This window comes from Mesorhizobium sp. M8A.F.Ca.ET.057.01.1.1 (assembly GCF_003952565.1).
Lineage (GTDB): Bacteria > Pseudomonadota > Alphaproteobacteria > Rhizobiales > Rhizobiaceae > Mesorhizobium.
Window position 1 is genome coordinate 6483371 of the sequence record NZ_CP034454.1, and the last position, 22425, is coordinate 6505795.

12 protein-coding genes and 1 tRNA gene are annotated in these 22425 nt (G+C 62.7%); 7 read left to right on the forward strand and 6 right to left on the reverse strand.

Annotated features, from left to right (window positions below; all coding sequences use genetic code 11):
• Positions 1 to 144 precede the first annotated feature (144 nt).
• From EJ077_RS30800 to EJ077_RS30825, 6 genes are all read left to right on the forward strand, one after another.
• Complete coding sequence (locus EJ077_RS30800; protein ID WP_208698744.1) at positions 145 to 8241, forward strand: S-layer family protein; 8097 nt, start codon at positions 145 to 147, stop codon at positions 8239 to 8241.
• A gap of 3615 nt (positions 8242 to 11856) precedes the next feature.
• Positions 11857 to 12363: a phage tail protein gene (locus tag EJ077_RS30805; protein WP_208698746.1), complete on the forward strand. Its 507-nt coding sequence runs from the start codon at positions 11857 to 11859 to the stop codon at positions 12361 to 12363.
• A gap of 11 nt (positions 12364 to 12374) precedes the next feature.
• Entirely contained in the window at positions 12375 to 12896 is a 522-nt protein-coding gene (locus tag EJ077_RS30810) for a phage tail protein (protein ID WP_208698748.1), read from the forward strand.
• 8 nt (positions 12897 to 12904) lie between these two features.
• Entirely contained in the window at positions 12905 to 13432 is a 528-nt protein-coding gene (locus EJ077_RS30815; RefSeq protein ID WP_208698750.1) for a phage tail protein, read from the forward strand.
• A gap of 31 nt (positions 13433 to 13463) precedes the next feature.
• Positions 13464 to 14792 carry a hypothetical protein gene (locus EJ077_RS30820; protein WP_208698752.1) on the forward strand — a complete coding sequence of 443 codons (1329 nt, stop codon included), beginning with the start codon at positions 13464 to 13466 and terminating at the stop codon, positions 14790 to 14792.
• 27 nt (positions 14793 to 14819) lie between these two features.
• Positions 14820 to 15347, forward strand: a complete 528-nt coding sequence (locus EJ077_RS30825) for a GNAT family N-acetyltransferase (RefSeq protein WP_245458582.1) — start codon at positions 14820 to 14822, stop codon at positions 15345 to 15347.
• Positions 15348 to 15568: 221 nt separating this feature from the next.
• Here the strand turns inward: EJ077_RS30825 and EJ077_RS30830 are convergent, their stop codons facing one another.
• The gene (locus EJ077_RS30830) at positions 15569 to 15844 is read right to left on the reverse strand and encodes a DUF6916 family protein (protein WP_208698754.1); all 276 of its coding nucleotides are present in this window, start codon (positions 15842 to 15844) and stop codon (positions 15569 to 15571) included.
• A 391-nt stretch (positions 15845 to 16235) separates the two neighbouring features.
• On the opposite strand from EJ077_RS30830, the gene EJ077_RS30835 reads away from it, so the two are divergent.
• Positions 16236 to 16988, forward strand: coding sequence for a SapC family protein (locus EJ077_RS30835; protein ID WP_245458583.1), 753 nt, complete (start codon positions 16236 to 16238; stop codon positions 16986 to 16988).
• A 255-nt stretch (positions 16989 to 17243) separates the two neighbouring features.
• Here EJ077_RS30835 and EJ077_RS30840 read toward each other — a convergent pair whose 3' ends face one another.
• From EJ077_RS30840 to EJ077_RS30860, 5 genes are all read right to left on the reverse strand, one after another.
• Complete coding sequence (locus EJ077_RS30840) at positions 17244 to 17576, reverse strand: hypothetical protein (RefSeq protein WP_208698758.1); 333 nt, start codon at positions 17574 to 17576, stop codon at positions 17244 to 17246.
• Between the two features lie 145 nt (positions 17577 to 17721).
• Positions 17722 to 18318 carry a hypothetical protein gene (locus EJ077_RS30845; protein WP_208698760.1) on the reverse strand — a complete coding sequence of 199 codons (597 nt, stop codon included), beginning with the start codon at positions 18316 to 18318 and terminating at the stop codon, positions 17722 to 17724.
• A gap of 26 nt (positions 18319 to 18344) precedes the next feature.
• The gene (locus EJ077_RS30850) at positions 18345 to 19676 is read right to left on the reverse strand and encodes a hypothetical protein (RefSeq protein WP_208698762.1); all 1332 of its coding nucleotides are present in this window, start codon (positions 19674 to 19676) and stop codon (positions 18345 to 18347) included.
• 139 nt (positions 19677 to 19815) lie between these two features.
• On the reverse strand, positions 19816 to 21693 hold the full coding sequence (locus EJ077_RS30855; RefSeq protein ID WP_208703181.1) for an adenylate/guanylate cyclase domain-containing protein: 1878 nt from the start codon (positions 21691 to 21693) through the stop codon (positions 19816 to 19818).
• Positions 21694 to 22189: 496 nt separating this feature from the next.
• A tRNA-Gly gene (locus EJ077_RS30860) sits at positions 22190 to 22264 on the reverse strand.
• Positions 22265 to 22425 lie beyond the last annotated feature (161 nt).

Consider the following 22425-nt stretch of genomic DNA (forward strand, 5'->3'; position numbering starts at 1 on the left):
ATTTTGGCGGACGGTCATAGCAGTCTGGTCTTTAGGGACTCGCTATACAATAGAATTCCAGTAAATATCGGCACGCGGGACGTGTAGTCCCAGAAGGACCCGCCAGGGATGGGAACTACCGAGAAGTCTCGGCAAGTTGGTGAGATGGCGGCGCGTGGGGAGGGTTTCCGCGCGCGCGCAGGCTATCGCCGTTCGAGCATTGCAAGGCATCTCTGGAAGACGACCGCGCTTACGTCGCTGGCGCTTGCGCTCTCGGGCGCGGCCGCCTATGGCGACGATGCCGGGCTCTGGCAGCCGCAGATCCGGGCCATTATCGGCGCCGACAACAATGGCGGCAACGCCGCGCTCGAAGGCTTCATCCCGATCAAGCAGACCGCCGAATCGGTACTGTTCCTGGATGTCCGGGCCAAGCACGATTTCAAGGATGCCTTCGGCCAGGATATCGGCCTCGGCATCCGCCGCATCGTCAACCCGGACCTGATGCTCGGCGGCTACGCCTATTTCAATGCCGAGAGCTACGGCGGCACCCAGTTCACCGGCGGCACGCTGGGCGTCGAGGCGATCACGCCGAATTTCGATGCGCATGTGAACGTCTTCGTGCCGATCAAGGGGGATTCGACCGACCACTCGACCGGCTCGACCCTGTCGATGGTCTCCAACCAGCTGATCGAGCAGATCTCGGTGCTCGATCATCGCGATTACGCAGCCTGGGGCATCGAGGGCGAGGTCGGCGCGAAGGTGCCGCTCAACCTGCCCGACAAGCATTCGCTGCGGCTGGACATTGGCGGTTATCATTTCGAGGATCCGCACGGCGATGACGGCAGCGTCACCGGTGCCAAGGCCGGCATCGAATATGAGATCGGCGATGTCTTCGGCACCGGAACGTCGCTGACCTTCACCGGCGAGGTGCGCAACGACAACCGCGACGACACTCAGTTCGCCGGCAGCGTGCGGCTGAACATCCCGTTCAATCCCGGCCATGGCTCGGACACGACCGGGGCGATCAGCGACGCGGAGCCGGTCTATCCGGTCAGCGAAGGCCTGCGCAAGCGCGTCAACGAGCGGGTGCGCGGCGATATCGGCGTCAGGGTCCAGTCACAGGACAAGACCGGCGGCTCGACGACGCGCGTCGCCATCAACGCCGCCACCAATGCGGCGTTCGGCAAGTTCTACTTCGCCGATGGCGGCCTGGCCGGTGCGGGCACGCAGGCCGACCCGACGACGCTTGACGACGCGGTCACCAAGGCCGGCAGCGGCGGCTATGTGGTGGCGCTTGGCGGCAACGGCAATTTGACGACCAATGGCGTGACGCTGGCCACCGGCCAGACCGTCATTGGCGGCGGCGAAAGCGTCACCGCGAAGCTGTTCGGCGGCGGCACCGCCACCTTCAACCTTGGCGGCAGCGACGGCACGATCCAGGGCACCAACGTCGCCAACAACGTCATCACGCTCGGCAATGGCAACACGCTGAACGGCATCACCATCACCGGCGGCGCCGACGGCATCTTCGGCAACAACGTCACCGGCACGACGCTGACCAAGGTCACGGTGACGGGTGCCGGCGGCAACGGCGCCGAGTTCTCCGGCAATTCGACCAACGTCAAGGCGTCCGATTTCACCGCCACGAATAACGGTCTCGACGGCCTGCATATCGAGGACAACGGCACCTATAATTTCGCCGGCACGACGTTGCTGTCGGGCAATCTCGACGACGGCCTCGATATCACCGGTCAGGGCACCTACACCTTCGCCACGGTCAATGCGCTTGATAATACCGACCGCGGCATCACCGTGCAGGGCACGTCGAGCGGCGGCAGTTTCACCACCACCGGCGGCACCATCTCGGGCAATGGCGGCATCGGCGTCTACATCGACCCGATCACCGCGCATGTGGTGCTGGATTCGATCACCCAGACCGGCGGCACGTCGGGCGTGGTGCTCGACCACGTCTCGGGCAGCTTCACCGTCAACGGCGCCACGACGATTTCCAACACGACCGGACCGGCGATCGCCATTTCGGATTCGCCCGCGGCGATCCGCTTCGGCGATATCAGCATCACGACGCCCGGCGGCGACGGCATGGTGTTTTCCGGCGTCAACGCGGCTGTGGTTGCCGGCAACATCGTCATCTCCGGCCTGGGTCTCGGCCATACCGGCCTCGACTTCTCTGGCAGCCAGACGACCTTCACCGCACTGTCGGCCAACATCAGCGGGTCCGGCGCCGGCTCGATCGGCATCGATCTCGCCGATACGACCGGCGATGCTTCGATCACCATCACCAATGGCGGAACCATTTCGGGCGTCGACACCGGCGTGCGCCTCGGCATTGCCGGCTCGCTGGCCCATTCCGCCAATGCCGAATTCACTTTCGGCGGCGGCTCGATCGCGGGCGTCACCGCCTCGCTCGACGCGCGCGGGCTCAACCAGACGCTCGGCCACTATGCCTTCGGCTCGACCACATTCAGCGGCCCGCAGCTGTTCGACGTGCAGAATGTCATCTTCGTCGGCGCCGCGGCGTCGGGCAGCGGCGACGGCTCATCGCTTGGCAACCTGGCGTCGATCGGCACCGCCGACGGCATCAGCGACAGCAATGCGATCTTCGTGCTGGTCAACGACGCCGGCAACACGCCGATCAATGCCACGGGCGGCTTCTCGCTCAGCGACGGGCAGACGCTGGCGTCGTTCGGCAATGGCCGCTCCTTCTCGCTCGGCGGCGTTCCGGTCAACGTTACCGGCGCCAACATCCAGCACGATGTCGTGGTTTCCGATCCCGGCACCGGGGCGGCGACGCTGACCAATTCCGGCGCCGGCGACGTCGTCACGCTGGGCAACGGCAATTCGCTGCAGGACTTTAACATTTCGGGCGGCAGCGGCGCGGCGATCCATGGAACGGGCATTGCCGGCCTGACGGTCCAGGGCGTGACGGTCAGCAGCGTTGCGACAGGCCTCTTCCTCGATGGCGTGACCGGCACCGTGACGGTGGACGATCTCCACATCCAGAACGCCAGCCAAACCGGCATCGCGCTTGTCGGTTCGAGCGCGACCGTCAATTTCACCGGCAACACGACCATCACCAATGCCGCCAATGTGGCGCTGTTCGCCAACAATTTCGACGGCACCGCCACTTTCGACGATCTCGACATCACCGGCGGCGGCATAGGCGTTGGTGTCGCCGGCGGCTCGAGCGGGACGTTGACCTTCGGGACCGGCAGTTCCATCGCCGGCACAGGCAGCAATGCCTTCTCCATCACCAATTCCACGCCCAACGTCACCTATAACGGCACCATCAGCCAGACCAGCGCGTTCAGTGCGGTCAAGATCAGCAATATGACCGGCGGCAGCGCCACCTTCGCCGGCAAGATCACCGCCAGCACGGGCGCGGCCAACGCGATCGATCTGACCGGCAATGCGGGCGGCAAGATCAATTTCACTGGCGGGCTCGATCTGACCACGGATGGCGGGTTTGGCCTTAGCGCCATCAATGGCGGCACGCTCAACGTCACCGGCACCAACACCATAAGCACAGGTGCTGGTCCAACCGAGAAGGGTATCCAGCTCGGCGGTGCAAGTGGGCTCACCATCGGCGCCAGTGGCGTCACCTTCGCCAGCGTCACGGTCGATGGGTCCGGCGGCGCAGTGCCGACCGGCATCCTCATCGAGAACACCAGCGGCGGCAACGTCACTTTCGGTGGTGTCAACATCAGCCGCAGCGCCGGCAATGCCATCAGCCTGATCAATGTCGCCAGCGGCATCTACAGCTTCAACGGCACGACGACCATAGCGACCGTCGGCCTGTCGGGTGACGGCTTCTCGGTGGAAGGCAGTGCCGCCACGGTCAACGTCAACAATCTTGTTACCACAAATGTCTCCGGCAACGATGTCAGTCTGACCGACAACACCGGCACGATCGCTATCGGCGGCACCCTGACCAAGAACGGCCTCGGCAGCGGCAGTGGCGTCATCGTCTTGGGCGGCAGCGCGGCAATCACGGTTTCGGCCGACATTTCGAACGCCGGCTCTGGCATAGATGCGGCGGTCGACGGCACCACCGGCGGCTCGGTGGCCTTCTCGGGCAGCGTCACGTCCTCCGGCACCGGCAAACTGTTCTCGATCGGCGCGACACTGGCCCCGGCCGGCGGCGCGATCAGCTTCACCGGCCCGACGCTGTCGGCGACTGGCGGCGGTGGAGCTGTTGTCGCCGGCCTTGCCGGCGCCGCGACGTTGGATGTTACCGCCCCGCTGTCGATCACCAATGCCACGGGAACCGGTCTATCCGTTGCCAATGTCGCCAGCACGGCATCGGCGAGCTTCGGGGCAGTCACTGTGACGGGTGCCAGCGGTAACGGCATCGACATTACCAACAATGCCGGTGCCGTCACCTTCGGCGCCACGAGCGTGACGATGAGTTCGACCGTCGGCTCGGCCGGCATCAACTTCGCCGGCACCAATGCTGACGTCAGCTTCGGCACGACCAATGTGACGCTCGGCGCCGGCGCCAACCAGACCGGCATCGACTTCAGCGGTTCATCGACCACGGCCGATTTCGGCGTCACCACCATCACAGGCACCGGCGACCTCACCTCGCGCGGCATCGACCTGTCTTCGACGACAGGCAACAAGACCATCACGTTCCAGCGCGGCTCCAGCATCAGCAATGCCGGCGTCGGCGTCGAACTGTCGTCAGGCGGCACCACCGCGACATCGGCCAACGCCAACTTCACCTTCGGCGACGGCACTTCCGCCGACGGGCGGCAATCCTCGATCAGCGCGGCGGCCGGCGGCTACACCGTCAACACGATCGGGCTCGATCCGACGCTCGGCAATTATGATTTCGACGACGTCGTCTTTACGGGCACCGCTCATCTGGCGAGCGCCGTCGGCGGCGTCATCATAGTCTCGCAGAACGGTGGCGTCATCACCGCCGGCACGGATGGGCTGAGCGCCGATGTGAGCACCATTTCGGTGACCGCGGCCGACGCCATGAGCGGCAGCGGTGTGATCTTCGCCTTTGTCGGCACGGTCGATCTCAGCGGCACGCCGTTCACGCTCGATTCGGGCCAGTCGATCACCGGCTTCGGCAACGGCAACTCGATCCTCACCTCCGGCACGGTCCAGCCAATCAACGTCCAGGGCAATCTCGGGGCAACCGGCGGCAACGTCACCGGCGACGAGGGCGTGGTCAAGAGCACGGGCAGCGATACCCTGCATCTGCTCGGCAGCAATCAGGTGAAGAACACCGCTTTCGACTTCAGCGGCGGCAGCGGCTCGGTCTTCCTCATCGACCAGAGCGCGGTCGGCTTCAGCAATGCCGGCGGCATCGTCGTCGACGGCGTCACGGTCAGCAATGTCGCCGTTGGCCAGACCGCCTTCAAGGTCGACGGCCTCACCACCAATGTGTCGATCACCAACAACAACGTCAACGTCCCCGGCACGCTGCTCGCCGCCGATGGCGGCAACGGCAACATCACGCTCACGCGGGGCAATTTGCCCAACAGCGGCCCGGCCGGCACGCTGACCGGCGGCGGTGTCACGATCTCCAACCGCACCGGCGGCCTGATCAATTTTACCGACAAGGCGACCATCGGCGGCAACGGCGTTTCGCTGACCAACAACACCGGTTCCACCATTACATTCGCGGATGTGGACATCACCACCAATGGCGCGACGGCTTTCACCGCCACCGGCGGCGGCGCGGTCAATGTCACGACGGGCACGATCAGTTCCACGGGCGCGCAAGCGGCGGCGCTCGACGGCATCACCGCTGGTATCAACTTCGCCTCGACCAACGCCACGTTCGGCTCTGGCAACGGCATCGACCTGCAGGCTCTCAGCGGCACAGCCGCTTTCGGCACCGGCACGCTGACCAACACCGGCGCGGGCACGTCGTTCAATGTCGGCTCGGCGACCGATCAGAGCGGCGGCAACGCCGTTATCTCCTATGACGGCACCATCGCCAGCAACGGCACGGGCGCGGCGGTTTCGATCCAGGAACTCACCGGCGGCTCGGTGACGCTGTCGGGCAATTTGACGGACGGCCTCACGGGCGCCGGCGGCAATATCGTCGTTGCCGGCATCGACAACGGCACGGCGGCGACGGTCACCTTCTCCGGCACGACCAAGCAGATCGACTCTGGCGCGACCGATGGCGTCAACCTGAGCGGCAATCCGAACGGCACGGTCGACTTCAGCAATGGCGGCCTCGATATAACGACAACGACGGGAACGGGCTTCCTGGCGGCCTTCGGCGGCACTGTCAGCGTATCCGGCACCGGCCCCATTACCGGAAACAAGATTGTCTCCGGCGGCGACGGGTTGCTTATATCCTCCGCCAACGTCGGCAGCGCCGGCGTTACCTTCGACAGTGTCTCGGCCGTATCCAACATAGCCGGCGTGCTCGTTACGAGCGCCAATCTCGCCGGCGACGTCAACATCGGCGGGCTCAGGGATACCGGATACACAGGCGCCGCGTTGTCCGCCCTTACTGGCACCGGGGAGGTCAATTTTACCGGCACGACCGATCTCGACGTCAGCTATAGAGGATTCGACATCGGCGGGCCTAAGGTCGGCACCATAAACATCGCCAATGTCGCCGGATCCACCCTGACCATCGATGGCGGAGAGGCCGGCATCGTCACGAGCGGCCTGCAGGAAGGGACCATCAATGTCGGCGGCAATGGCGGCGTCGCCAAGATCGGGGAGACGACGAGCACGACCGGTTCGGCCATCGCCATCAGCGGCGGCAACGACCTCGTCCACGCCACGCTGAACTACAACGGCTCGATCAAGGTCAGTGCCGGCAGCGCCGTACAGGCCGTGGCCGACTGGAGCGAGCTCAATCTGAGCGGCTCGGTCGTTTCGACCTCGGACTCAGCCGGGTTCGGGACAGGGGTCTTCACCTTCAGCGGCAACGCCAACGGCGTCTACAATATTTCGAGCACGATCGATCATAGCGGCACCGGCATCGGCGTCCTGTTCGATGGCTCCTCCGAGGGCACGGCCACCTTCTCGGGCACGTCGAAGATATTCAACACCAGCGGCGGCACCAACGACGCCATCGTCAAAGCGCCCAGCATCGGCCCGGCCGATGGCACGGGCTCACTCAACTTCATCGGCGGCAACCTCAAGATCACCACCAGCAGCGGCACCGGCTTCAAGGCCAGCACCTTCGGCGTTGGCACGGTCAGCGTCAGCGGCACCGGCAACACCATCACAACCACGACCGGCACCGCCATCAACCTCGACGGCGCGACCGTCGGCGCCGTCGGCGTCACCTTCGATTCCATCACGGTCACCGGGGCGGAGACCGGCATTGCGCTGAACAATGTCAGCGGCGGCGCCGTCAGCCTCGGCGTGGTCGATCTGCAAGGCATCACGTCGCGTGGCGTCGATATCTCCGGCACGCTCGGCTCGACGCTTGATTTCACCAGCCTCAACATCGGGCTCGGCGCCGCCAACGCGGTCGGCCTCGACCTCAACGGCGCCGCGCTCGGCGCCAGCAACATCACGGCTGGCGATTTCGACGTCGATGGCGGCAGCTTCTCCGGCACGATCGGCATCGACATGGCCGGCACGACCGGCACCGGCACGATCCAGCTCGGCGACCTCGTCAACAACAACCCCGGTCCGAGTGGCCAGACCTCGACCATCGCCAATGTCGGCTATGGCGTGCAGTTCTCCAGCGCCACCAACGCCAAGCTGGTGTTCGGCGACGGCCAGGGCCCGGCCGAATCGTCGATCGCCACCACCGGCGGCGAGGTCATCCACGCCACCGATACTTTGCCGACCAATGGCGACTACAATTTCAACGACGTCAATTTCACCGGCGACATTTCGAACCTGTCGTCGGTCAGCGTCTACTACGTCACCGAGGGCGGCACCGGCGACGGCAGCCTCGCCAATCCGGGCAGCTATGCCGGCGCCCAGGCGTCCACCACCGCCAATGTCATCGTGCTGATCGACCAGACCACCGGCGGCAGCCAGTCGACGATCGACCTCGCGGGAACCACGTTCCAGCTCGATGACGGCCAGGTGCTGCTCGCCTTCAAGAGCGGCGATGCCGCCGTCGATGTTTCGCAGCTTGGCGTCTCCTCCACCGGCGGCGCGTCGGGGTGTTCCATTTCACCACGGTGCAGAACTCGCCGATCGTCTCGGCGCCGGGCGGCATCGATTCGCTGCGGCCCATCCTGCAGAGCAACAGCGCCGGATCGGTCGTCAGCCTGGCGACATCAGGCTCGGGCCTGATCACCGGTGGCGTCCAGAACCTCATCATCAGCAATACCGGCACCGGCGCCGGTATTTCTGGCAACGCGTCGGCCGCCTCCAGTTTCTTCCTGAGGAACAACGACATCGCCGCCGGCGGCAGGGCGCTCGATTTCGTCACCAGCGGCGGCGCAACGGCCGACAAGCTGCTGCTGTCGATCGACGGCAACACGCTGAAATCGACGGGATCGGCGCTGGCAGCGTCGTTCGTCGGCCAGAACATCAACGCGACGGACAATTCGATCGCCATCCGGTCCTTCGCCGGCAACAAGGTCACCGGCGGCACCGGCGGCGGCATCGCCTTCAACAATGTCCGGTTCGACTCCGACGGCGCCGGCGGCACCGTCAGCGCGGGCACGCTCGGCATCGGCAATCCCGGCGCGCGGGTCCAGGGCAACGGCCTCAGCTTCACCAACACCAGCGGCACCTTTGATCTGGGTGCGCTCAGCCTGGCCAACAACAATGGCACCGGTGTGCTTGCGGCCACCAAAACCACCAATTTCACGCTGAACAACAGCATCGGCACGGTCCTCACCACCAACGGTGCGGCCTTCGATCTTGATCCGCTGACCGTCAACATGACGTTCGGCACCGTCGCGGCCAGCAATGCGGCCAATGGCATCATCTTCGACGGCGTCGCCGGCACCTTCACCGTCACCGGCTCGACGAGCATCTCCGGCACGACGGGAGCCGGCATCAGCGCCACCGGCACCAACACCGGCACCTTCAATTTCAACACGGTGCTGGTCAACAACGCCGCCACGGCGGGCGCCGGCATCGGCTGGGCCAGCGGCACGCTCAATGTCGGCGGCCTCGCCAATATCGATACGACGAGCGGCGCCGGCCTGTCGCAGACCGGCGGCACGACCAACTTCAACAATGGCCTGACCATCGATACCACGACCGGCACCGGCATTGCCGGGACCGGCGGCACGCTGAATATCCTCGGCACCATCGCCAGCCAGACGGTGAACGCCACCGGCGGCCAGGCGATCAACCTTGCAGGCGTCGCCGCCAACATTGCGTTGGATTCGACATCGTCGGCCGGCGGCACCAACAATGTCAGCCTGACCAACGTCACCGGTACGGTCGGCCTCGGCTCCGGCGCGCTGAGCGGCGCTTCGGGCGTGGCGTTCAACGTGACTGGTGGCAATGCCGTCATCAGCTATGCCGGCTCGGTCACCAAGGCGACGGCCGGCAACGCCGTCACCATCGCCAATCGCGGCGGCGGCAGCGTCACCTTCGCGGGGTCGATCTCGGCCAATGGCGCGGCGAGCGGCATCGGCATTTCCGGCGCCACAGCGGTCAACACGGTCAGCTTCAATGGCGCTGTCAATCTCGGCACCACCACGACGATGACAGGCACCGCCGTATCGATCGACAACAACGCCACCGCTTCGACCGTCGGCTTTGCCAACCTGAATATCGTGACCAACGGCACGACCGGCTTCAGCGCCAGCAATGGCGGAACGGTCAACGTCACGACCGGAACGGTCGGTTCCACCTCACGGGCAGTCACCCTGGTAGGCATCGCCGCTGGCGTCAATTTCACCTCTACCAACTCGACCGGCGGCGTCAACAATGTCAGCGTGAGCAACGTCACCGGCACGGTCAATCTTGGTTCCGGCGCGCTGAGCGGTGCCGGGACCGAGGCGTTCCTGGTCATCGGCGGCACGGCAGACGTCACCTACGGCGGCTCGGTCACCAAGACGACCGCAGGAAACGTCGTCAGCGTTTCGAGTCACAGCGTCGGCACGGTAACACTGTCGGGAAATCTCAGCGCTACGAATAGTCTGGCCAACGGCATCCTCGTCAGTGGCAACACCGGCGGCACGATCAATTTCTCCGGCGGCACCAAAACGCTTTCCACCGGCGCCAACAATGCCGTCGACCTCACCGCCAACACCAACACGACGATCAACTTCACCGGCGGCGGGCTGGCAATCAACACCACGTCCGGCACCGGCTTCAATGCCACCGGCGGCGGTACGGTCACGGTGCAGGGTTCGAACAACACGATTGGCTTCTCGTCGGCGGGTAGCGGCAAGGCGCTGAACTTCGCCAACACCACGATCGGCGGGAGCGGGCTGACGTTCAGGAGTATATCGACCAATGGCGCCGTCAACGGAATCGTGCTCAACAACACCGGCGCCAGCGGCGGGCTGACCGTCACCGGCACAGGCACGACGGCTGGCTCCGGCGGCACGATTACCAATTCGACCGGCGACGGCGTCAGCCTGACCTCGACGCAGAACGTCAGCCTGACCAACATGAACATCACCAACTCGCAAGGAAACGGCATCCTCGGCAACGGCGTGAACGGTCTGGTGCTGAACCGCGATACCGTGTCCGGCAACGGAAACTCGAGCTCGGGCAATGGCGAGGGCAATATCTACCTGTTCGAGTTGACCGGCGACGCGACGCACCTGACGACGTTCAGCAACCTCACGGTGAGCAATTCCTACGTCCACAACGTGTTTATCCAGAACACCGGCGGCACGCTGACCGACCTGGTTGTGACCAACAGTTCCTTCTCCAACAATGGTGCTTCGACGGTAGCTGGCGACCAGTTCCAGATCGACCTCACCACAGGCGGCCTCGCCGGGTCGCCGACGGCAACGGTCCATGCAACAAACAACACCTTCACCGGCAACCTGTCCACGCCGACGACCTATACGGCCACCGGCTTCGCCGGCTCGGTTGACGACGGCACGCTCAACGTGCATCTCGGCGACGGCACCGCAGGTGGCGTGAACACGTTCAACACCAACAATTCGGGCATCACGCTGACGGCCACGGGCACCAGCACGCTCAACTTCGATGTCAACGACAATACCGTCACCAACAACCGCGCGGTCGGCATAGCCATCAACCATTTTGGCACCACGACCGTGACGGGTTTCCTGCGCAACACGACCATCGGCACACAGGGCGTTGTGGGTTCCGGGGCGCAGATCGGCAATGGGCTCGACATCCATGACGAGGCCGACGGCGGCACCATGACGCTGAGCGTTACCAACAACATCGTGCAAAGCGTGGGCAATGGCAGCGGCAGCGGCTTCGAGGGCATCGATGTTCAGTCTGGCAACGGTACCCAGAATTCGGCAAGCGTGGTCAACATCACGCTGACGGGCAACACGATCCGCGACATCCTCGATGACCGAGGACTGTTCATCAACAACTTCAACAACGCGGGCGGTGGCTTCATCAATGCGCTCGTGAGCGGCAACACTTTCATCAACGCAAACGGCCAGGGCGCCACCACGACCGCGCGTATCGGCGGGGCGCCTGGCGGGACGAACGCTGTCAACGTCACGCAGGCCGATGCAAATGCGCTCGCGGCGGCGAATGGACTCACAGCCAGCGCCTCACCCGGCACCACGATGCGCGTCGACACCAATGTCATCTTCAATCACGCCGCGCCGGCACTGCCGCCGCCGACACCGTGATAGCCGCTTGCAGCCGGGGTCGTTGGTAACGTATTCTTAACCGACGATTGTAATCGTCGCGTATTAATTTTTTGCCGTCCATCAGATACTTGTCGACGCCAGCAATGAAACTGGCTAGATTGATGCTAGGGTAGTTTAGGGGGCCGAGATGGGCACACCTTTTTTGGGTGAACTCAAGCTTATTTCTTGCAATTTTCCGCCAAAGGGATGGGCTTTCTGCAACGGTCAGCTTCTTCCAATAAATCAGAATCAAGCTTTATTTTCTCTTCTTGGAACGAATTATGGCGGAGATGGTAGAACCACTTTTGGTCTGCCGGATCTTCGAGGCAGGGTTCCCATACACACTGGCGGTTCTATTGGGGCGGTGGTCGGCGGCAGAGGCGGAGCCGAATTTCATACGCTGACACTGGCCGAGATGCCGTCCCATAACCATCTGATCAACGCGTCGCAGACGCAAGGCGACAGGAACACCCCCGCCGGCAGCGTACTGGCCCGCGAGGTCGGGGTCCTCTACGCCGGCCTTGCCAATCCGACGACGTTGAATCCCGGATCGATCTCCAGCGTTGGCAACACCAACCCGCACGAGAATCGACAACCCTTCCTGACGCTCAACATCGTCATCGCCCTGCAAGGCATCTTCCCGTCGCAGAACTAGAGGGAGCGGCAATGAGCCAACCTTATGTCGGTGAGATTCGCATGTTCGGCGGCAATTTCGCGCCTGCCGGCTGGATGTTTTGTCAAGGTCAGCTTCTGCCGATCTCGGAAAACGATACGCTGTTCAATTTGATAGGCACGACCTATGGCGGCGATGGCCAGGAGACGTTTGCCCTGCCCAACCTCAGCGGCCGCATCCCCATACATGCGGGCCAGGGCCCGGGGATGAGCCAGAACTATGCGCTCGGGGAAGCCGCCGGCGTCGAATCCGTGACGCTGACGACAAGCCAGATACCAGCTCATGGCCATGCACTGATGGCGTCGTTGAACACGGCGTCCGATCCCAATCCAGGCGGCAATGTTCTGGCGACCTCCCCGACGATCTCGGCCTATGTGGTCGACGTTGCTGGCGCGGGGCTTGCGGGAAATTCGTTGACCACCGCCGGGGGCAGCAACCCGCACGATAATTTCATGCCCTATCTGTGCGTCAATTTCATCATCTCGCTGTTCGGGGTTTTCCCCAGCCAGACCTAGAGGGTGTCATGTCCGACCAATTCGTCGCGGAAATTCGTATTTTTGCCGGAACGTTCGCGCCGGTAGGTTGGGCGACATGCAACGGACAGTTGCTGCCGATTTCGCAAAATACGGCGCTCTTTTCATTGCTCGGCACGACCTATGGCGGCGATGGGAAGTCGACTTTCGCGCTGCCGAATCTGGCCGGCTCGGCGCCGATGCATCCCGGCGCTGCAGCCGGCGGAACGGATCACTTCCTAGGCGAGCCAGGGGGTAGCCAGACCGTGACGTTGCTCGCCTCCGAAATGCCGGTTCACAATCACAGCCTTATGGCTTCGACTGAAAACGGGACGCTCAAAGGCCCGTTGCCGACAGAATTTCTGGGTCGCTCCAAGGCCGGCACGATCTATCAATCAAATACGGCAAGCAATCTGGCGCAGATGAATGCCCAAGCTCTTTCTCTTGCCGGCAGTTCCCTGCCTCACGACAATTTGCAGCCCTACCTGGCGTTGACGTTCATCATCGCGCTGCAAGGCATTTTCCCGCCGAGAGGCTGACACCGAGCCAACAGGGGGCAGGACGGATACAATGGCCAAGAAAGCAGAACCGAAATCGAAAACAGCGGCTCCCGCGGCGAAGGTGCCGGCTGTGCCGCCGAGAGCGGCCTCGAAGGCCAGCGCCAGTTCACGGCGCTCTGGCCCGGCGCCGGTCTACCAGGCCATGCCGACCGGGGCGTCGTTCTTCGAACTGTCGCGGCTGATGGTCGTCGGCATCGATTCGGCCGCCGGGCGGCTGATCCAGAAGGGTCAAGTGGCGCCCAACGGGTCGTGGCCCTCCGCATGGTCTCCCATCTCGCCGGGTGCCTGGCTGATCATGACCGCCGGGCTGACCAAGGACAGCCGCGTCGCGGTGGTCGCGCAGCCATCCGGCACCACCAATCTGTCCTTCATCACGGAGGACGCCAACCAGGTCGGCCCGGTCGACAAATGGAACGCGCCGGTGAGCATCGGCGCGCCGCCCGGCGCCACCAGCTACCAGAAGCTCTCGATGGCCAGGGATGCGGATGGCCGCATCGAAATCTTCCTCACCGACAATCAGGGCCGCATCTGGTGGATCTACCAGAACCCCGACCAGATCGTGCAGGTGCAGAAGACCATCACGCCGCCCGGGACCAAGACGCCGATCGTCGTCACCGTCGACGAGCTCAGGCCGCCCGTACAGCCCTGGAGCGCCTGGATACAGCTCACCGGCCAGCTCGTGACGATCACCGCCATACGACAGGCCGACGGCCGCATCGCGCTGTTCGGCATCAATTCAGGCCTGAACCTCTACCGCTGCCAGCAGGCCAAGGCGCAGGCTTTCAAGGCCGCCGACTGGACGGGCTGGGTGCAGATCAACACCGGGCAAACCGGCGGCTTCACCGAAATGGCGCCGGTGATCGGCCCACTAGGCGGCACCAACCTGTTCGCCCTGACCCAGAACGGACAGGTTCTGCACACGCGCCAGCAGCCCGCGGGGTCGGACACATGGACGGGCTGGGCGACGACCGGCTACTCCAGGGTGCCGAAATACACGCTTGCCGCCGGCATCCAGGGCGACGGCGACATCGTGCTGGCCTCCTCCGATCAGCAGCGCGTCCACGAATTCAACGCGCAGTGGGATGCCACTACGCAGAACTGGTCGGGATGGCGCGATTTCGGCGTGTCCCTCTACTCGACGCGGCTCTCGCTCAACTACAATGCTGACGGGCGGCTCGCTTTGTTCAGCTTGATGATCATGCCGAACGGCACCAACGCGCTCGGAACGATCAACCAGATGGCCATCGACAGTTCCGAATGGGAATATGAATGGACGACGCTCGCCGAGGACAACCTCAAGCAGATCGTGGTGGTGCGCAACCTGACGCCGCCGGTGTGACGCACAGTTCAATCGGCGACAGTTGGCGTGACAGACAGCAAGCCGGAGCATCCTGTCGTGGCCTGGCCCCGCGCCTTTGCGGCCGGGCTGAAATTCCGTTCCGCCGGTGACGTCGACATTGCCTTCCTGTCGCGGCTCTACGCCTCGACCCGCATGGATGAACTCGCCGTGACGGACTGGAGCGAGGCACAAAAGACCGCCTTCCTTGATATGCAGTTCCAGGCGCAGCACACGCATTACCACAAGCACTACCCCGAGGCCGACTGGCTGGTGGTGAGCCATGCCGGACACGACATCGGCCGGCTCTATCTAGAGCGCTGGCCAAGCCAACACCTCATCATCGACATCGCCTTCCTGCCTGCGCATCGCCGCAAGGGCTATGGTGGCGCCCTGTTGCGCGACCTGATAGACGAGGCATGGTTAGCCGGCAAATCAGTGTCGATCCATGTCGAGAAGAATAATCCGGCAAGGCGGCTCTATGTCGATCTCGGCTTTGTCGTCGTCGAGGACAAGGGCGTCTACGATTTGATGGCTTGTACGCCGGCGGATCCATGATCGTTGGTTGGCGTTGCCCCTCACCTGCCTGCCTCGTTGATGATTTCGCCAATCTCCCGCCGCAAGAAGGGCAAGGGCATTGCCGCCAGCTACTCTTGCCCCGCTTACGGGGAGTTGAGGAGCGATCCGCGCAGCGGACGAAAAGCCAATTGCTTGGCTTTTTCGAGTGACGAACGTCCGGCAGGACAGTGAGGGGCGCCGCCTGCAGCTCAAAACCGGCGTTAATTGAACACCGCTTCGTAGGTCCGGCCGGCCGCGTCGGCTGCAACCGGTACGATGAAGATGTCGTGGACCCCGCTGGTGCCGGCAAGGCTGTAGGTCGCCTGCGGCAGCGCGATCTCGCGCGGTCCCCGGAACAGCAGGGAAAAACCGCCGCCCGGGCGCCGGCTGGCCGCGATACGATTGACGGCGCTCAGTTCGAGCGAGATGCGCCCGCCTGTGGTCTCGATGATGAACGCCTGCCCGATCGCCTGTTCGAAATCCGCCGCCGCCGCCATTGCGCTCGCCTCAAAGCCGTTTGCGCGGCACTGTCGCCGCTTCGCCGCGAGCTGTCCAGAGCTCATTTTTTCTGGAGTCCAGGACGGAAGAACGTCGAACACTTTCCTGGGATTGTACGCCATCGCGCGAAGCGCTCGGCGCCCAAGACAATTCACCGCCGCAAACCGCAAAATACGGCAGCCCATGTCCTTTTGCGCGTGCCGGCGACACTGTAGTACTTTGTTCCGGCGCGGGATTGTTTCCGATCAGCGCCTGGCGCGACAAGACAGGGCTTCGGCAGCGACGCCGGACGCTGATTGGCCGGCTTGACCGGCTTGCGGGAGAAAAGGACGGACGATGGCTGAGAGCGGTTCGAAAACAGGGGCGGCGCCTGCAAATGGGGGTGACGCCATGCCGTTGTTCTATACGAGGCCAGAGGCGCTCAACCCGATCCGGCATGGCTCGCTCGGGCTGACCGCGCGCAGCGATTTTTCCTTCGCGCGCTCGGCGCACGCCATTCCGGTGGTGGCGTCGGAGATGCCGGCGGCGATGCGCTCCTACCCGATCGTGTTCATCGGCGCCGCCAAGGCGCCTGTCATCATCACCGGCGTGCGCCAGGACGAAAACCTGTTCGTCGATGCCGACGGCATGTGGAACGCACCGCATTACATCCCGGCCTATGTCCGCCGCTATCCCTTCATCCTGGCCGAGGACCCGACGTCGGCCGGCCGGCTGACGCTGTGCGTCGACCGGGCGAGCGAGCGCGTCGTCGACCAGCTCGTGGCGCCGTTCCGTGACGACAAGGTGCTGCCGTTCTTCAGCGGCAACGAACCGACCGAGGCGACCAAGCAGGCGCTCGCCTTCTGCAACCAGTTCCAGATCGACTTCAGGGCCACCCGCGAGATGGTCGACAAGATAGACGCGCATGGCCTGTTTTCGCCGCGCCAGAGCAAGGTGACGCTGGAAGGCGGCGAAGTGCTCAACCTCACCGATTTCCAGGTGATCGACGAGGCCGCTTTCAACAAATTGAGCGACGAGGCCTTTCTCGACCTGAGAAAATCAGGCGCGCTCGGCCTGCTCTATTGCCACCTCGCCTCGACCAACAGCTGGACCTCGCTGGTGCACCAGGCGTCCGTGCGCAAGGCGGAGGGGGCGAAGGGCTGATTTCTCGCGCTCATGGTTGTGCGCTCTCAAGGAAAGTCGAACAGCCTTCTGGGAGCCGAGGGTCCTCCGTGACAGGAGCGAGCCGGAAGGCTCGGGGGAGGCGGCTGCGGAAGCCGCATGATCAAGCAGACGCTCGGCCCGCAGACATCATAAACCCCGGCAAGATTTTGCCGGCGTGAGGGCAGAGCCGCTGATGCCGATGCGACTTGTGACGTTTCGGCTCGTTACAGCATATGTTTTTGGCAGTGATCAACTTTAGGAGACAGTGATAGTCCCATCGCCAGGATCACTTGCTACCGTTTCATCTGTGGATTCTTTCTTGATTTGAACATAGTATTCTCCTGGTGAAGAACCATGCTTCGCTTTAACCCTAAAGCTTATTTCCGTCGCGCTATCGATGGTTATTTCCTTGTATACTGATACGTAGTCAGTGCCTTCTAAAGTGTCAGCGTAAATAAATCTAATTGCCAAGTCGTCAGCGTCTTCAAACCACCGTGGAGCTACCTTCACAGTGACCATAACCGGATCTCCGCCTCGTACAGCAGCCCCTTCAGGTGTTTCGACGCGTACTATATCTACTCTCGCCATGGCCCATCTCCCTTCGGCCTTCTCAAATTAAAGATCGGAAACGCTAGAGCGGTTCAATGTTTGATAGAATCTGTGACCCGCTCTAACTTCTTGTTTTTACGCAATTCCGGACGGAAAACCGCTACGCACTTTTCCTGGAATTGCTCTAGTCCAAATCGCCGCGCCCGCCGCGGTTCATGGCGCCACCGGACCGTCCCATCGCACCGCCAGACCTGCCCATGGCGCCGCCAGATCGCCCCATCGCACCGCCGGATCTGCCCATTGCTCCACCCGATCGACCAAACGAACCCGGGTCCAGCTCTGCGCTCAACAGGACATCTTCGAGCGTTCCGGTGTCGAGTTCCAGCCGCATTGTCAGGTCACTCTTGTCGTAGACCCAGACCTGCATTCCGCGCGCAAACGAGCCTATCTGCGATGACAGTCCGGTATAGGCAGGGTCGCTTGGACCGCGGCTCATGACCTTGAGATCGGTGTCCTCCGGGGCCGGATAATCAACGGCAGTGCCAGGCCCATGGACAAGAAGTATGGTCGGTCGGGCCAGCTCGTAGAACTGCGCTTCAAAGGTGAACGCATAGATCCTTGCCAGCAGGCTACCGGAAGCGTCGATCTGGTTCTGCAGGAATCTATTGTTGCCAAGCCTTGGAGGCCGTCCCCCATCGACCCTCTTCTTGAGCCTCAAATCTTCAAGAACTCTACCGAACAAATGTATGGTTGAGGTACTTAGAATGGTTTCAGTCGTCATGGATCACCCCATCATCTGCATGTCGATCAAAGATCGGCGCCACTTCTGGACATCCAATATTTCTCGAAATAGCTCATGTCCGGCAGGCGCGCCTGGTCCAGCGGATGAGCGATTCGGCCCTCATGAACATGGCTTTTCCGGTTTGGCTTCGTCAGGCGAGGCCCGGCACGGCAGCGAAAAATCCCTCTTCGGTCGAAATCCCGGAAGATGATCCTCGATAGCTCTCCTCCGGTCATGCTGTCGTCGACCGCGAGCATCGTTCTCGCCACGTCACCGTAGTCCAGGAAATCCGGGCCGAGAGCCCAAAGCGTCTCGGCGAGATAGGTACCCACGATATCGCGCGCGTCGAGCAGCGCCTCGGCGAAACCTTCCGGATTGCTGGCGAAATCGCGATCAAAGACTTCCTGCATCGGCAGCTCGGCAGCTGGATCTATCTCGGCGAGGTCGGCAAGATTTTCGGCCTCCGGCGAGATCAGTTCTCGAGCCACCAAGCTCTCGTGAAAGACATCGACCAGAATGTCGAAGACGGCGCCCGTGAGAGGTTGCGACAGTGCATGCTCGTCGGTCCAGCCGTCCACAAAATCGGCCATCGTCAGTTTGTTGTTGGCCTCGCGGATCTGGCGGTGCGGCGAGAATTCCGAGAAGCGAGAGAGTTGGTTGGCGATGTAGAGATTCCCACGCGTCACCGTCAGGACATTATCGATCACGGAGGGAAAATGCATGGCCGCGATCAACGAAACGCAGTCCGAAAAGGCCTCCTGAAAGCCCAGATATTCCGGGAACTCAGCTCCCGGGTTCGGTATGCCAAGGACGCTGTAGACGAATGCATGGCCAACCTCGTGCGCGATAATATCAAAGTCGAGGCTGAACGGGAGCGTGCGTCCGTCTTTCACGAATTGGCTGCCGAGTTCAAGGAAGCCATAGCCGTATTGGGCGTTGTCCCAACCCGGCAGGATCGAGATTTCCAGACGGTCGTAGTGATCGTGGAAATGCCAGGTGAGCGGCTGGCCGATGTAACGCTCCCAAACGTCGAGCGTGAAGCGCGCGCAACCGAACGCGTGCGCTGCTTCGAAGCCGGGCGTCGAGGGCTGATAATGATCGAAATTGCCTTCGTCGTCGGGAACGGCCGGATCGAGGATCGCTCGCGTCCAGGGCGGCAGGGAGATAACGGGCGTACCCAACGGGCCGTGGTTGACGCCATAGGGCCGCGTCTTGCCGACCGGCTCGACGACATACATGCGATCGTCGGACGGGCCAGGTCCGACGCTGCCTCGCGGGGAAGAAACCGCAATGATCTCAGGGCTTGACGTAGGGTCTTCGAACGGAGGCTGAACAAACAGCCTGAACCGGGTACCCATTCCCCCACCTCTCGGTTATATTAGTAACATACCATAATATCCGTGAGATGGCGAGGACGTTGGTCTGTCAGGTTAATTCTTCCTGAAGGACGGTTCTTGATTATCGGCAACAAAATTGCCCCAAGAACAATGCGTGTCGCTACTGCAGGAGCTGGAGCAACTTCTGGTAGCGGGGATGACTGTGAACAGAGGCGAAATCGGAATCGTTCCTGAACCAGAGTCTCATCTCGGCGCCAGCCTGCGGCAGCCACACTTCCAAAAGGTCGATCGAACGTTCGAATTCCCCCAGCAACGCATAGGTACAAGCGGCGTTGTATTGGACGTTGATATCGCTAGGGTCGATTTCCAGAGACCGGCCAAGCCACTTCGCGGCCCTGTCGCGTTCACCAAGGAAGGCCAGCACGATCGCCCCCAGGCAGGCACAATTGGCGTTCTCCGGATGCAGACGGAGTTCCTCTTCCGCTCTCTCCAATGCGATCCGCGCATAAAGCTCCGCGTCGTTCTGTTGGCCGAGAGTGCGGAAGACGTTCACCAGCATGACCGGTGCGCCGTAGTCGGTCGGTTTGATCTCCATCGCGCGCAGGAAATACGTCGCGGCGAGCTCGAACTGGCCGCCGGTCACGCAGAACTCGGCATAGTAGCGGTTGGCCTCGTGGCAGTTGGGGTCGAGCGTGAGAGCCTGTTCGAACGCCGCCGCGGCCTCGGAACGGCGGTCGGCGAGGGACAGGGCAAAGCCCCTGGCTGAATGCGCCTCAGCCAGATTCGGGTCCAGGGCCAGGGTCTTGTCGGCGGTCGCGAGAATGTCGTCCACGTGGATCGATGAGCCGTAGATCGACTGAAGGCGTACGTCGCAGACCGCCAAGCCTGCATAGGCGCGGGCATATCCCGGATCAAGCTCGATGGCTCGGATATAGCTTTGTCTGGCCATCAGGTGGTTCGCTCTGGTCGCGATGTGGCTGTAATCGCGGCCTCGAAGATAATGCGTATAGGCTTCGACACTGTCCGTCGGCGCCAGCTCAATAGCCTTCTTCTCCTCGGGCAGGAGCCTGACCCTGAGCTGCGCCACGACCGCCTTGGCGATTTCGTCCTGCACGGCGAAGATGTCGGTGAGGTCGCGGTCGAAGCGGGCAGCCCAGACGTGTCCGTCCGTGGCGCCCTCGATCAACTCGGCATTGATCCTGACCCGGTTTCCCGCCTTGCGGACGCTGCCCTCGACAATGTAGCCGACGCCAAGTTCCCTGACGATGCGTTCCATCTTGTCGGTCCTGCCCTTGAAGGCGAACACCGTATTGCGGCTGAGCACGAACAGGCCGGAGACGTTCGAGAGGTCGGTTATGATATCTTCAGTGATGCCGTCGCTGAAATACTGCTGGTCGGGATCATTGCTCAGATTGGCGAAGGGCAGGATCGCCACTGACGGCTTGTCGGACCGCACCAGTGTCTGGACGCTCTCGACTGCAATATGCGTCTCGACTTGCGAGACGCCCTGGTCCCAGTTGGCGAAATAGACGTGCACCGGCTGAGCAATGTTCTTGACGGTCCTGGCGCCCTGATCGGCGAAGTCGACGCCCAGCTTGTTGCCGACCTCATGGCGCACCACTTCCGAGCAGGCGATGCCGCCGGGTATTGCGAGCCCCTGCAGCCGCACCGCAAGATTGACGCCGTCGCCATGGAAATCATCACCGTCGACGATGATGTCGCCAAGGTTGATGCCAATGCGAAACTTGAAATGCCGGGGCTCGGGGATGCCGGCATTCCGCTCGGACATGCCGCGTTGGATCTCGACCGCGCAGCGCGCCGCATTGATTACGCTGCCGAACTCCACCAGGAAGCCGTCGCCCATCACTTTAAAGATGCGTCCACCGTGCTTGGTGACGGTCGGATCGAAGAACTCCCGTCGATGCTGCCGAAGGAGATTGAGCGTCTGCTCCTCGTCGGCCTCCATAAGACGGCTATAGCCGACCACATCAGCCGCCAGGATCGCCGCCAGCCGACGCTCAACATGCTCCTCGGACATGTCGTCTCCCGAAATCGCAGACAATAGTTCCGCCTGATTTAGTTTTAACTGATTTACCTCCTCGGCGCCAACGCCGTTGGAATGGTCGCTCGCGCCGGTCCCGATACGGTTGCCGCAGCGCCAGCCGAAACCTAAGCGATCCGGTCGTACGTCGACGTCGTTCACGGGAACAGCAACGAACGGGAGTGACCCGGAACATCGTTCCTCGACCCGCGCAAATCCGGCGTGCTCGGTCTGCTCTACTGCCACCTCGCCTCGATCAGCAGCCGGACGTCGCTGGTCCGCCTGGCGTCGCCGCGGAGGTCGGACGGGGCAAAGAGCGGCTGAAGGCGAAAGAGCCAACGAGGCCAGGTGCGAGGCGTGCTTCGCTGGGACTCATGTGATTTTCGAGGATGGTGGGCAGTATTTCCGCCTATGCGTCCGTCAGCGTCCACCAGAAAACGAAAAAGCCGCGGCGAACCGCGGCTTTTCGATGCTTGATTTCCCTAGGGAAAACTGGAGCGGGTGAAGCGATTCGAACGCTCGACCCCAACCTTGGCAAGGTTGTGCTCTACCCCTGAGCTACACCCGCTCACACGGCGTCTTGGCCGCAAGCCGGGCCTATATGGCTGAAGAGCGCGGCGATTGCAACAGGGAATAACAGGCTTTTTGCAACCTCCCGAACGATGCCGGCAAACCGTCCGCGACGCGCGGATTTCATCGCCCTTGCGCGATGGCCTTGTGTCGGCCGCC